9 protein-coding genes and 1 pseudogene are annotated in these 13,779 nt (G+C 67.4%); 1 reads left to right on the forward strand and 9 read right to left on the reverse strand.

What is annotated here, in order from left to right; all coding sequences use genetic code 11:
• Window positions 1–182: 182 nt before the first annotated feature.
• From AC1DKQ_RS14495 to AC1DKQ_RS14530, 8 genes and pseudogenes are all read right to left on the reverse strand, one after another.
• The gene (locus AC1DKQ_RS14495; RefSeq protein WP_476919377.1) at window positions 183–1,544 is read right to left on the reverse strand and encodes a hypothetical protein; all 1,362 of its coding nucleotides are present in this window, start codon (window positions 1,542–1,544) and stop codon (window positions 183–185) included.
• A gap of 140 nt (window positions 1,545–1,684) precedes the next feature.
• Window positions 1,685–2,755: a Gfo/Idh/MocA family protein gene (locus AC1DKQ_RS14500; RefSeq protein WP_476919378.1), complete on the reverse strand. Its 1,071-nt coding sequence runs from the start codon at window positions 2,753–2,755 to the stop codon at window positions 1,685–1,687.
• Window positions 2,756–3,003: 248 nt separating this feature from the next.
• Complete coding sequence (locus tag AC1DKQ_RS14505) at window positions 3,004–3,711, reverse strand: ABC transporter ATP-binding protein (protein WP_476883805.1); 708 nt, start codon at window positions 3,709–3,711, stop codon at window positions 3,004–3,006.
• Window positions 3,712–3,713: 2 nt separating this feature from the next.
• Window positions 3,714–5,161 (reverse strand): annotated as a pseudogene (locus AC1DKQ_RS14510) (ABC transporter permease).
• A gap of 315 nt (window positions 5,162–5,476) precedes the next feature.
• Window positions 5,477–6,580: a substrate-binding domain-containing protein gene (locus tag AC1DKQ_RS14515; protein WP_476883803.1), complete on the reverse strand. Its 1,104-nt coding sequence runs from the start codon at window positions 6,578–6,580 to the stop codon at window positions 5,477–5,479.
• Between the two features lie 65 nt (window positions 6,581–6,645).
• Entirely contained in the window at window positions 6,646–7,914 is a 1,269-nt protein-coding gene (gene mmsB / locus AC1DKQ_RS14520) for a multiple monosaccharide ABC transporter permease (protein ID WP_476883802.1), read from the reverse strand.
• A gap of 54 nt (window positions 7,915–7,968) precedes the next feature.
• Complete coding sequence (gene mmsA, locus AC1DKQ_RS14525; protein WP_476883801.1) at window positions 7,969–9,525, reverse strand: multiple monosaccharide ABC transporter ATP-binding protein; 1,557 nt, start codon at window positions 9,523–9,525, stop codon at window positions 7,969–7,971.
• Window positions 9,526–9,655: 130 nt separating this feature from the next.
• Window positions 9,656–10,846, reverse strand: coding sequence for an ROK family transcriptional regulator (locus tag AC1DKQ_RS14530; RefSeq protein WP_476883800.1), 1,191 nt, complete (start codon window positions 10,844–10,846; stop codon window positions 9,656–9,658).
• Window positions 10,847–11,090: 244 nt separating this feature from the next.
• Between AC1DKQ_RS14530 and AC1DKQ_RS14535 the strand changes: the two genes are divergently transcribed.
• The gene (locus AC1DKQ_RS14535) at window positions 11,091–11,906 is read left to right on the forward strand and encodes a nitrilase-related carbon-nitrogen hydrolase (protein WP_476919379.1); all 816 of its coding nucleotides are present in this window, start codon (window positions 11,091–11,093) and stop codon (window positions 11,904–11,906) included.
• Here the strand turns inward: AC1DKQ_RS14535 and AC1DKQ_RS14540 are convergent.
• Window positions 11,885–13,678 carry a PucR family transcriptional regulator gene (locus tag AC1DKQ_RS14540; protein WP_476919380.1) on the reverse strand — a complete coding sequence of 598 codons (1,794 nt, stop codon included), beginning with the start codon at window positions 13,676–13,678 and terminating at the stop codon, window positions 11,885–11,887. The two genes, AC1DKQ_RS14535 and AC1DKQ_RS14540, sit on opposite strands and share 22 nt — an antisense overlap.
• Between the last annotated feature and the right edge of the window lie 101 nt (window positions 13,679–13,779).

Consider the following 13,779-nt stretch of genomic DNA (forward strand, 5'->3'; position numbering starts at 1 on the left):
GGTGGCCCTGAGGCGGAGCACGTGAGCGATGGTGGCGCTGACAGGGTCAGGCTGGCGGGAATTGGGGTACCGGGAACCGGGCGGTGGACGGTCGAGTCCATTGGGAATTCTCCTGGGTGACTGTTAGCGGGCGGCCAAGGCAGCCCGACGGGCCGTGCTCTGTGGAGGCAGAGACGGCCCGACTAGTCAGGAGAAGAACCGGGATCAGCGCAAACGGCTGCGTACTCGTGCTGGAGCGGACCGCCGATGGGGTCGGCCCCGATCGTGGGCAGGTAGAAGAACAGGCTGGGCATCCACGCAGCCGTTCCGCCTGGCCCGTTGGGGGAGTTCCCGTTCCCGGACCCCGAGCCCGGCGCAGGCGGGAGTGCTTCCGGGGCTGGCAGGCCCGTGCCGCCATGCCACGGGCTCGGGCTCGGGCTCGGGCTCGGGCCCGGGTTCCCGGAGGGAGCCGGCTGGGCGCCAGTCCCGGCAGGGCGGTCAGCCGAAGGGGCCGCGCCCAGCCGGACAGGTGCCGCTGCCGCTGCCCGAGGTTCAGGCATCAGCCAGGAGCCATAGGCTACTGGTGCAATCTGGGACTGGTATGCCTCGAGGGGACGGGCCGCATCGGGACCGGTGGAATCGGGCGACGGCTGCCGCGGTGCGGATGAGTGGGCGGTGCCTGCTTTTCCGGTACCTGCTTTTCCGGTACCGGCGGAAGCGCCAGCCGACGTCGATGCGCCGTCGATGGCTGCCGGCGTCCCCACTGGCGTCCCCGCTGGGACACCGCCCGGAACGACACCGCCCGGAACGACACCGCCCGGCGGCACGGCCGCGGGGCCACCGCCCGGAACGACACCGCCTGGAACGTCACCGCCCGGAACGACACCGCCTGGCGGCACGGCCGCGGGGACACCGGGCAGCGGGGCGGCTGGATCAGGAACCGGAACCGTGGGGTCTACAACCGGCGGAACAACGCCGGGATCCGGTGCCGCGGGGTCCACGGCCGGTGGGACAACGACCGGTGGGACAACAACAGGGTCCGGGACGGAAGGATCCACACCAGGGACGTCGGGGTCCACCACTGGCGGGGTCACTGCCGGATCGGGGAGCGCCGGGTCGACCGCCGCTGGAGTCGGGCCGGGTGCCGCGGGCACCGTGGCGGACGGTGGGGAATCCGGAACCGGAGCCGCCGAGCCCGGGTCAGCCTGCGCGGGATGGTAAGCGTCGGCGGGAGCAACGTCCGAGACATCCGGTCGTGGGCCCGGAACAGCACCAGCGGACCATGTGCCCGGCGGGGCCGGAGCGATATCCACGGAGGCCAGGCCGTCGAGGGAGGGAACGGGGAGGCCGTCGGCGTTCCTGCACTCGGCGGCCGCCGCTCTGTCGCCGGCGGCGTCGGCCGTCCCGGCTAACGTGCACGCGTCATCCGCTTGTGCGGCCGTGCCGGAAAGGGTCAGCCATGCGGCACCGGCGACGGCGACAAAGAGCATGCGGCGCAAGGGGCGCATGGGGAGCATGCGACGCAGGGTGCGGCCCGCGCGGGAGGACGCTGCTGCTGGATCCATGCGCGCACCCCCGCTCCCCGAAGACTGGACGATTGCCTACAGGGTAAGTCGGCCCCAACGGGAGAGTCCAGAGCGGAACGGAAACTGTAGGCATACCGAGACCCTCGGAATGCGCTCGCGAAGGTGTCCGCGGGACGTGTTCAGTGGACGTCGTTCGGGTAGGTCACCCCGAGTTGCGCGCGCACACCGTCGAAAAGCCTCATGGTGTTCAGGGAGTCCTCCAGTGGCATGACCGGACTCTCGGTGAGTCCATGCTGGATGCACCGCGTGACCTCCCGCAGTTCGTACGTGTAGCCCCGCCCGACCACCGCAAACAGCTCGGTCCGGGGATCGTCGAAGCCGATCCTGACCTGCAGTTCCTTGGGGTTGTTGATGGAACCGGACGTCTGGAGGAAGCCCTGGCTGCCGGCGACGGTGGCTGTGCGCGGCCCGTGCGCCAGCAACGAGGACGTCAGCTGGGCCTGCGCGCCGTGGTGGTAGCCAAGCGTCAAGGCATTCTGCGCGTCCACGCCTTCATCATTGAGCCAACCTGTGGCGCTGACAGTTTGCGGAAACCCCAGGGTGCCAAGTGCCCAGAGCAGCGGGTAGACCGTCAGATCCAGCAGGGCGCCGCCGCCATCCTTGGGCGCCCAGAGCCGGGAGGCGGGCGAGTACGGTGCCGGAAAGCCGAGATCCGCGCCCACCCACTTGACCGCGCCGATCTCGCCCGAGGCAGCGATCTCGAACGCCCGCTGCATGCTGGGCAGGAACCTGCTCCACACCGCCTCCATCAGGAACAGGCCGTTTGCCCGAGCCACTGCAATCAGCTCGGCGGCTTCCCGTGCGTTGACGGTGAGGGCCTTCTCGCACAGCACATGCTTGCCGGCGTTCAGGGCGGCAAGGGCGATCTTGTGGTGGTGGGCGTGTGGCGTGGCGACGTAGACGACGTCGACGCCGTCGTCGGCGAGCAGGCGGGCGTAACCGCTCACGCCGTCCCGATCACCGTAGGAGCGCACAAAGCCGTAGTCGGCTGCGAACGCGTCCGCCGCCGCCTGGGTGCGGGAGCTGACAGCGAACAGTTCCGCATCCGCCAGAAGTTCCAGGTCGCGGGTGACCGCAGCGGCGATCCCGCCGGTGGCGACGATGCCCCAGCGCAGCCGGGCGCCGGTGGCTGTGCGGGGATCCTGGTCCGGCTGGCTGAACAGCCACGGTTTCGCGATGAGGTCAGACATGGTGCCATCTTCTCACCCGGGGCGGACGGGCCGCGGTGTGGTCGGCCGTGGCACGCCGGAGCTTCAGCGCCGGCTGTTCAGCGCCGGAGGTTCAATTCAGGAGGTTCGGGTCAGACGTGTCGACGCCGGAACTGCGGGCGGGCCCCCAAGGCCCGCCCGCAGTCCTGACTTCCGCCGCAGTTCGGTCGTCCGCAGCTCCGACACCACTTCGGCGCCGCAGCGACGCCGCGCAGCGACGAAGGGCAGGCTTAGCTGGTGAGGGCCGCCGTCGCACGGGTCCGGGCCGGTTCCTCCGTGAGCCGGCCCTGCTGGAGCCGGAAGCGCCGGTCCGTTTTGTTGGCCAGGGCGCGATCGTGGGTGACCACCAGGATGGTGGTGTTGTGGTCCCGGCTGAGCGTGCTGAGCAGTTCGATGATGTGCTCGCCGGTTTGTTCGTCCAGGTTGCCGGTGGGCTCATCGGCCAGGATCAGCTTGGGTTCGTTCGCCAGCGCCCGGGCAATCGCCACGCGCTGCTGCTCGCCGCCGGAGAGCCGGTTGATGCGCCGGACGTGCTTGTCCGGATCGAGCTGGACCTGTTCGAGCAGCTGCCGGGCCCGCTCGGCCCGGGCAGCCTTGCGCATCCCGGCAAATTCCATTGGCAGCATCACGTTGTCCACGGCCGAGAGATTCGGAATCAGGTTGAACTGCTGGAACACGAATCCGATGTCCCGGCGCCGGTAGTTGGTCAGCTTCCCGTCCGGCATGCTGGCCAGGCTCACGCCGTTGACCACCACATCGCCGCTGGTCGGCTTGTCCAACGCACCGAGCAAGGAGAGCAGGGTGCTCTTGCCGCTGCCGCTCTTGCCCACGATCGAGGCCAGCGTGCCCTGTTCGAGCTCGAAGCTGACATCGTTTACCGGCTTGATGGTCCGGTCGCCGGACTTGAACGTGCGGACCAGGTTCTTGACTTCGATCATGGCTACTCTCCTCGGAGGACTTCGATGGGACGGATGCGGGCGGTGAGCAGGGCGGGGACGAGGGCGCCGAGGATGGCGACGCCGAACACCGCGGCGATGCCCGCGGCAATGACGCCGGGAGAGGCGCTCGCCGTCACGGAGGTCAGCAGCTGGCTGGCCCCGCCGAACGGTCCGCCCTGGCCGCCGGGGAAGCCGCCGCCCGGAAAGCCGCCAGCGCCGCCGCGCTGGCCCGTCGCCGCGCTTCTGATGGTGCTGGAGCTGCTTGAGCTGATAAGGGCGCTGGCAATGCCGCCGCTCGCGAGGGAGGCGACGGCGGCGCCCACCACGCTGCCCAGGGCCACCAGCACGAGGGCCTCCAGCACAAACTGCAGGCCGATGGTGCGGTTAGGGGCACCGATGGCCTTCAGCACGCCGATCTCGCGGCGGCGTTCGCGGACCAGCATGACCATGATCAGGAGGATGATCAGGCCGGCCGTGCCAAGGGCAGCAACGAAGGCGATGAAGGAAATATTCTTGACGCTGTCCAGCGAGCTGACGGCGGTCGCAAGGTTCCGCTGGCCCTGGGTGACGTCGGCCTTGCCGGAGCCGAGTGCCGCCTGCAGGGCGGTCTTGGCCGAATCGACGTTTTCCATGCTGTTGACCGTGACGATCATGGTGGAGAGTTCGCCCGGCAGCGCGGCGAGGGTCTGGGCGGTCGGAAGCGTCACATAGAGGGCATTGTTGCCGAAGGCGGTGCCGGCGTCGAACAGGCCGTGCACGGTGAAGGTCTCGTCCTGGATGGTGAAGGTCGAGCCCACTTTGAGGCCGTTCTTCTCCGCCAGCGTGGTGCCCAGCAGGGCGCCGGTGGACGCGGCGGTGTAGGTGCCCAGGCCGGTGCCCTGCGTCAACTGCAGGGCCTTTCCGGTGGATCCACTTCGGCGCCAATGCCCGTTGCGGTGATGGGCAGCGAGAAGGCGGGGGCGGCCGCGGTAGTGCCGGTTCCGGATGCGGTGCTTCCGGTGGTGCCGGTACTGGCTTGGTTACGGTTGCCGAGCGTGCCGGCGTCGACGGCGGCCTTGAGGCTCGTGGTGACGGTCGTGGCCGACTGCCCGCCAGGGCCGCCTTGGCCTGTCCGTCCGGACGCCGCCTCGGCGGCAATCTCAACGGCGTTGCGCAGGCGCAGTGCCTTGGTGCCCACCACGCTGCTGACGTTGGGGACGGCCGCCGCTGTGGCGGCCTGTGCCGCGGTCAGCGGCTCGCCGCCGCCCTCGAAGCCCTGGCCGCCGGCCGGGTTCACGGTCAGGACCGTGCCCACGGAGGCGTTCAGCTCGGCCACCTTGCCGGTGACGGCCTGGTTGGCCACGAGCATGGCCAGGGCAAGTCCGATGGCTACGGCCAGGACGGCCACCACGGCCGCCGTCCTGACCTTGTTTCGAAAGGCGTTGCCTACACTCCGGGCAAGAACGCTCACGGTACTCCTAGTTTTTCTTGGGTGTCTCTTGGGTGCCTCTTGCCGGACCCGATGCCCGGCGCTGGTCCCACACTGGTACGGCCCGCTGTGCGAACCTCGCTGTGAAGCTATGTGTCCGCTGTGAAGCTATGTGTCCGCTGTGAAGCGGATTGCGGCAGGCAGCGCCACCGCCGAGGAGCGAGCCAGCGCGTCCCGGCCAACGCAGAAGCCCCGGCCAACGCAGGGGCCCCGGCAACGCAAGAGCCCCGGCCCTCCCTTGCGGGGGAGCCGGGGCTCTGTTGCCTGGCGCGCGACTGGCGCGTGCCGGGGCGGGAACTACTGCTTGGTGATCGGTCCGAGTACCGGGTCGTTGACGTAGGCAGTGTGGACGTTGTCCTTGGTCACGATGACCGGCTCCAGCAGGTACGCCGGAACAACCTTGTTGCCGTTGTTGTAGGACTTGTCGTCGTTGATCTCCGGCTTCTTGCCTGCCTGGATGTCGTTGACCATGACGATCGAGTGCTCAACGAGCGCGCGGGTGTCCTTGTTGATGGTGGAGTACTGCTCGCCCGCCATGATGGACTTGACGGACTCAACCTCGGAGTCCTGGCCTGTGACGATCGGGATCGGCTTGCCGGCGGCCTTGACGGAGGTGATGATCGCGCGGGCCAGCGTGTCGTTCGGGGACAGCACGCCGTCGAGCGGTGCGCTGCCGTAGGTTCCGGCGAGCAGGGTGTCCATGCGCTTCTGGGCGTTCTCGGCCTTCCAGCCCTGGGTGACGGCCTGTTCGAAGGTCGTCTGGCCGGAGAGGACCTTCAGGGTACCGTCGTCGATCTTCGGCTTCAGGACGCTCATGGCGCCGTCGAAGAAGACCTTCGCGTTGGCGTCATCAGGGGATCCTGCAAAAAGCTCGATGTTGTAGGGGCCTGACGGCTTCTTGCCCTTCATGCCGTCCAGCAGCGCCTTGCCCTGGAGTTCACCGACCTTGAAGTTGTCGTAGGCCACGTAGTAGTCCACGTCCGGGGTGTTCAGGAGCAGACGGTCGTAGGCGATGATCGTGGCGCCGGCGTCCTTGGCCTGCTTGAGCTGGGTGCCCAGCTGTGCACCGTCGATGGCACCGACGATGATGACCTTGTCACCCTTGGTGATCATGGCGCTGATCTGGTTCTGCTGCTCCGAAACGCCGCCGTTGGCGAACTGCACGTCCGGCTTGTAGCCGGCCTTGGTGAGACCGTCGTTGAACAGCTGCTCCGCCAGGACCCAGTTTTCGGAGGTCTTCTGGGGGAGTGCGACGCCGATCGCGGAGCCCTTCGGGAATGCTTCGCCTCCGGAGCTCGAGCCGCCGGTAGTCCCGGTGTCGGAACGGCCGCAGGCTGTCAGCGCCAGTGCCGCAATAGCAGCGATTGCTGCTGCCTTTCCTGCTTTACCAATCATTCGCATTGCTTGGTTCACTTTCTTTTGGTGGTGTGCGGAGAAATCGGGGAAACGTGGACCAGGGGAGCCTCTCAGGCTCCCTTGGAGATGACCTCTTTGGTGGACGTGGTCTCGTCGGCCTTGATCTCGCTGCTGCGGCCGAAGTTCTTCATGAGCATGCCCACCACGGACCTCTTGCCCTGGGACTTGTTGTAGACGTCGAACGCCACGGCGATCAGCAGGACCAGGCCCTTGATGATCTGGGTGAGGTCGGCGCCGACGCCGAGCAGCTGGAGGCCGTTGTTCAGCACGGCCATGACGAGGCCACCAATGATCGAGCCGATCACGGTGCCCACGCCGCCGGTGACTGCGGCGCCGCCGATGAAGACAGCCGCGATGGCGTCCAGTTCCCAGCCGACGCCGTCAAACGGGCCGGAGGCGGTGGAGCGGCCGACGAAGATCATCCCGGCGAGGCCGGCCAGGAAGGACATGTTCATCATGACCAGGAAGTTGACCTTCTTGGACTGGACGCCGGAGAGCTCGGCGGCGTGCCGGTTGCCGCCGACCGCGTAGATGTGGCGGCCGATGACGGTCCTGGAGGAGATGAAGCCGTACACGAGGATCAGGACGGCGAGGATCAGGCCCGGCACCGGGAAGGACGTGCCCGGCCGGCCGGTGGCGAAGAGGTAGGTGGCGTAGAGGATGGCGCCGCTGACCAGTACAAGTTTGAGGATCATGACCCAGGTTTCGGAGACCTCGGCGCCGAGCTTCTTGGCGTTGCGGCGGGACCGGATCTCGCTGAAGATCATGTACGCGACGGCGATCAGGCCAATGAGCATGGTGGGATTGTTGTAGCCGGTATTCGGGCCGAATTCAGGCAGGTAGCCGGAGCCGATGTACTGGAAATCCGTCGGGACCGGGATGGTGTTCGACTTGCCGACAAACTGGTTGGCGCCGCGGAAGATCAGCATGCCCGACAGTGTCACGATGAACGCCGGAATGCCGACGTAGGCCACCCAGAATCCCTGCCACATTCCGATCAGGACGCCAAGCCCCAGCCCCATCAGGACGCCGATGTACCAGGGCAGTCCCCAGTCGCGGATGAAGAGGGCCACGCAGACGCCCACGAAGGCCGCGACGGAGCCGACGGAGAGATCGATGTGGCCGGCGATGATGACCAGCACCATGCCGATGGCGAGGATCAGGATGTAGGAGTTGCCGTTGAAGAGGTTGATGACGTTGCCCGACGTGAGCGTGCGGCCCTCCGTGAAAATCTCGAAGAACACGATCAGCGCAACCAGGGCGAAGATCATGCCGAATTGGCGGGTGTTGCCGCCAAAGAGCTTCTTGAGCGCGTTCATTGTTTCAGTCCTTGTGTCCGGGGTGTTCGGATTGTTCTGGTTGGTCCCAAAGGGTCAGGCGGTTTTGCGGGCGGATGTCATGAGTTTCATGAGGTTTTCCTGGCTGGCTTGGTCCTTGTCCAGCACGCCGGTGATGGCGCCTTCGAAAATCGTGTAGATCCGGTCCGAGAGGCCCAGCAGCTCGGGCAGTTCCGAGGAAATGACGATCACGGCCTTGCCCTCGTTGGCCAGCTTCTGGATGATGCCGTAGATCTCGTACTTGGCCCCGACGTCGATCCCGCGGGTGGGCTCGTCCAGGATCAGCACGTCCGGGTCGGTGAACATCCACTTCGCCAGCACGACCTTCTGCTGGTTGCCGCCGGAGAGCTTCGCGACGCCTTCCTCCACGGAGGGCGTCTTGGTCCGCAGCGACTTCCGGTATTCCTCCGCGACGGCGTATTCCTTGTTCGCGTCCACCACGAAGCGCTTGCTGATCTTGCGCAGGTTCGCCGAGACCGTGGTGGCCTTGATGTCGTCGAGCAGGTTCAGGCCCAAGGACTTGCGGTCCTCCGTGACGTAGCCCAGCCCGGCGTCGATCGCCTGCCGCACGCTCTTGAGCTGCAGCTCCTTGCCGTCCTTGTAGACATGGCCGGAGATGAAGCGGCCGTAGGAGCGGCCGAACACGGACCGGGCCAGCTCGGTGCGCCCGGCCCCCATCAAACCCGCGAACCCGACGATCTCGCCGCGGCGGACGAAGAAGCTGGAGTTCTTGCACACCAGGCGGTCCTGGATCGCCGGGTGCCCGACGTTCCAGTTCTTCACCTCGAAGAGGACGTCGCCGATCTTCGGCTCGTGGTCCGGGAACCGGGATTCGAGCGTCCGGCCCACCATGCCCTTGATGATGCGGTCCTCGTCGACGCCGTCGGCCACGACGTTCAGGGTCTCGATCGACTTGCCGTCACGGATGATCGTGATCTCATCCGCGATCTGTTCGATCTCGTTGAGCTTGTGCGAAATGATGATCGAGGTGATGCCGCGGCCCTTCAGGCCCAGCATGAGGTCCAGCAGGTGCTGGGAGTCGGACTCATTCAGCGCCGCCGTGGGCTCGTCCAGGATCAGGAGCTTCACCGACTTGTTCAGGGCCTTGGCGATCTCGACGAGCTGCTGCTTGCCGACGCCGATCTCCTTGATGGGGGTGTCCGGGTCCTCGCGCAGCCCCACCCGTGCCAGCAGTTCGGTGGACCGCAGCCGGGCCTCGGCCCAGTCGATCACGCCGCGCTTGGTGGGCTCGTTGCCGAGGAAGATGTTCTCCATGATCGACAGCTCGGGGATGAGCGCGAGTTCCTGGTGGATGATCACGATTCCGGCGTGTTCGCTGGCCCGGATGTCCTTGAACTCCTGGACCTCGTTTTGGTACACGATGTCGCCCGTGTAGGTGCCGAAGGGGTAGACCCCAGAGAGCACCTTCATCAGGGTCGACTTCCCGGCGCCGTTCTCACCGCAGATGGCGTGGATCTCGCCGGCCTTCACCCGCAGGCTCACATCGGCCAAAGCTTTAACGCCGGGGAATTCCTTGGTGATGGAGCGCATCTCGAGGATTAGCGGATCACTGTGCGTGTTGAGGGACGTCATGTGCCCTTACGCCTCCAATGCATGACTTCGTTGTCCGCCCCTGCAAACCGCAGGGCCGTCTGATGGAAAAGTAAACTGGATCACGCCCTTGTCGTCAAGTCTTTAACGCAACGAGCGGATAACGAAATGGTTAGTTTCGCCGGATTCCGGCGTGCTGGAAGACCAAAGCCGTGGCCCCGAGGGCCTCGGCCCGGTCGCCCAGGGACGACATTGTGAGGGTGGTTGTCTCGCCGACAACCGGCACCGCATGGCGAATCAGGCCGCGCCGGATCGGGTCCAAAAGGAGATCGCCGAGTCCTGCCAGCGGCCCACCCACCACGATCACTTCCGGGTTGATCAGGTTCGCCACGTTGCCCAGGGCGCGTCCGACGGCGAGCCCGGCGTCGTCCACCACGCGGAGTGTCGCGGAGTCCCGTTCCAAGGCTTTGCGCACGATGTCGCCGGGTGCGAGCGGCCGGTCCTCGCCGCGGCCGAGGAGCTCGATCATGGTGGTGGTGGAGGCGATGGTTTCCAGGCAGCCGCGGTTCCCGCAGCGGCAGATCAGCCCGTGCTCGTGGATGGTGGCATGGCCGATTTCCCCAGTGATGCCGACGTTGCCGTAATAGGGGATTCCGTTGAGGATCAGCCCCGCGCCGATGCCCGAGCCGATCTTGAGGAACATCAGGTTGCTGATGCCGCTGTGCGGCCCCCAAGTGACCTCGGACAGGGCCCCCAGGTTGGCGTCGTTGTCCACGAAGACCGGCAGTTCCAGCGCTTCTTCGAGGCGTTTGAGGATATTGATCCCCACCCATTCGGGCAGGATCGCGCCCTGCGCGACGGTGCCGGTGCGGCGGTCGATGGGGCCGGGAATTCCGACGCCGGCACCCACCAGGGCGCTGCGCTCCACGCCGCTGTCCGCGAGCAGCCGGTCCAGCACGCCGACGGCTGCCTGGATGCCCTCCTCGGCGTGGTGGCCGAGGGGCAGCAGCACCGACTGTTCGGCGATGACGTGGTAGCTGAGCGAGGCCAGCACGACGCGCAGGTGGCGGCGGCCGAAGTCGATCCCGACGGCGACGGCTCCGTTGCTGTTGAGCCGGACGTTCAGGGCGCGCCGGCCGGAGCTGGTGATGGGTTCAGTGGAGGCCAGCCCGGCGTCCTGCATGATCTTGACGATGTTGGAGACGGTGGCCGTCGACAGGCCGGTCTGGCGGGCCAGTTCAGCCTGCGTGGAAGGGCCCGCGAGGAGGCATTCGATGATCCGCTGCTGGTTCAGATGCCGGAGGGCGGACTGCGATCCGGGGTTCTTGGTTCGGCTCCTCGTTGAGCGCGTTGGTGAGGGCATGCTATGAAGCGTGACGCATCAGCAGCTTGTAGTCAAGAAGTTAACGCATTGATAACGGCATCGTGGAGATTCCGGGGACCGGGCTCGCCGTCCTCCCTCCCTCCCTTCACCGGTGGGACGTTCCGCCCTGTTGGTCGGCCACGCGGGCGGAAATGCACCAAATGCGGTTTCCCGGGCCGCGGCTACGCTGAATACGAGAGTCCGCAGCGGTGCTGCCGACGTGCCCGGAAATCCTGAGGTGGTAATGATGCTGCTGGCCCTGTTGCAGGCGAACGCTGCCGTGCTGGACATGAAGGCGAACTGTGCGGCGGTGCAGGAGGCGGCGCGCGCGGCGTCCGCCGCTGGCGCGCAGCTGCTGCTCACGCCGGAACTTTTTCCCGTGGGCTATGCGCCGCGCAGGCTGCGGGCGTCCTTCGATCCCGGCATGCTGCCGGGGCTCCGGGAGGAGCTGGCGGGCATTGCCCGGCGCAACAGCATCGCCTTGGTTTACAGTCTCCCCGCCGTGACGCCCGCGGGAGAATGGCACATCTCCGCCACTCTGGTTGACGAATCCGGCGACGAGCTCCTCAGCTATGACAAGGTGCACCTCTTCGGGCCCGAGGAGCGCGCAGCGTTTGCCCCGGCCGCCGCAGCCCCCGGGGTGGTGGATTTTCATGGACTTAAAACGGCCCTGGCCATTTGCTACGACATCGAGTTTCCCGAGTCCGCGCGGGCCGCCGCCGTGCGCGGCGCCGAGCTGCTGCTGGTGCCGACGGCACTGTCCGGCGGATTCGAGGCCGTGCCGCAGGTGCTGGTCCGGGCCAGGGCGCTGGAGAACCAGATGACGGTGGCGTACGCCAACCACACCGGCGAGGAGGCGGGCTGCGACTTCCGCGGCGGCAGCATCGTGGCGGGCGCGGACGGCACGGTCCTTGCCGCGGCCGGCCCCGGGACGGAACTGCTGTTTGCCGAGCTGGGAGGCGCTGTGAGCGCCGCCGCGGGCAGGGCAGAAGATGAAGACGACGCCGTGGCCTATCTGCGCGACCGCCGCCCCGACATTTACCGTTCCTGGGGCATCTGACCGGCGGGATGACCGCGGGCGGGTGAGGCGGCAGCTGCAGCGACGGCGGCCGCGGCGTCGGGCAACCCGGACCCGCGCTGGTCCTGGTGGGCGATGTACTGGAGGGCAATCCACAGCTCCGCGCGGGCCTGGGCCTGATTGAGATCCAGGTCCAGCAGTTCGGCGATGACGCCGATCTGCCGGCGGACGCTGTTGCGATGCAGCCCCGTGGACTTCGCCGTGGCGTCCCAGCTGCCGTTTTCACCAAGCCAGGCCCGCAGAATGCCCAGCAGTGCGTCGCGGCGCTCCGGCTCGAGCGCGAGCACGGGGGCCAGCAGACGGTCCGCCAGCATGGTGCCGGCCTCGGAGCCCAGCAGGCCCGTCACCGACCAGGTGACCTCATCCGCCCGGACGCTCCGGCGGCTGGTCAGGACCCGGTTGCGCAGCGAGGACGCGAGTTGGTAGGCGTCCGCCAGGCCCGCGAATTCGCTGCCGCTGCCGATCACAAGGCGCCAGCCGAGCCGCTCCACCTCGGCGAGCAGGGCGTCGTCAACCTTCAGCCGGGTGATGGCGGCAAAGCCGTAGTCGGTGTGCTCCACGAGTTTGGTGTCGAACAGCCTGCGCCATTCCAGCAGCTCCCGCACCGGGCCCTCGCCCGCGTGGCGCGGTCCGGCGGCCGTCCGGTCGCTGCCCGCGGCGGCGTCCACCCGGACGCCCTGCACCACCCGCAGCTGCCCGGACCGGGTGGAGGAAATGCTTTGGGCCAGCAGGTCCTTCAGGCCGTTGACCTGCCGTGCCGTTCCCGAGGCCACACTTTCCGGATGCAACAGCAGCGCCGTGGCAAGCTGGCTGGGGGCCAGGGAACCGCTTGTGCGCTGCCGCACCAGCAGTTCCAGCAGCCCGACGGCGGTGGAGACCACGCTGTTCTGGGCCGGGGTTAGCGGGGCGTCCGTGCCCAGGACAAGCGCGCCGAGGTTGGCGTCCCGGGTGCTGCGCAGCGGATATCCGAAGACCAGCAATGAGCCGGCGGCGTCGAATGAATCCATCTCCACCCGGGGTCCGCTGCCGGCGAGCAGCCGGGCAAGCAACGGCTGCAAGGCGGCGGAATCAACTCCTGGCACGGCGCCGGCAATGCCGCCTGCGGCGTGCGGGCCGGGGGAGTTGCCCGCACCCCGGGCCCGCGCCCGCCCGTCGGCCCCGACTAACACGGCCCAGACCGGGACGCGCTGGACCAGGGCCGCGAGGAGCTCGTGCTCCGGGCGTGCCGACAAGACCGCCCGCATGAGCTGCCGGTTGGTATCGGCCAGCTGGCGAAAGGTCTTTGCGTTGTCTGACTCAAGGAGCCGGGAGAATTCGAGACCCAGCGCGGCAAACGGGATGGACCCCGGAATGGACACCAAGGTGAGGTCGTGCCGGCGGCAGGCCCGGACCACGGTATCCGGCACGGCCTCGAAGTACGGTTCCAGGCCAAATCCGAGGGCGCCGACCCGGGCCTCGACCAGGCGCCGCACGTAGGCATCCACCGATTCCTCGCCGCCCCCGTCCCCCGCGAACGGCAGCCCGGCGGTGAGCAGGAACTCGCCGTCGAGCAGGTACGGAGTCGGGTCGTCCAGCTCGCTTGGCTCTACCCAGCGCAGGCGCTCATCCCCGTTGCCGCCGTCGTGCAGGACGCCGAGCTCCGGCAGCTGGCGCAGGAACTGCGCCAGCGTGACGAAGCCAAACCGCTCGGAGTCCTCAGCAACCACGGCTGCTGCCCCTGTCCAGCCCGGCTGGCCGACGGTCTGACGGTGCATTAAGTCTCATGACTGAAGAATACAGGTCATTTTGCACAACCGTGAGAGGTGGCTCACACGCCTAGGGTGGTCAGGGGAAACCGACCATTACTGAAGCTAAG

It is taken from the genome of Arthrobacter sp. 05L421 (assembly GCF_056397785.1).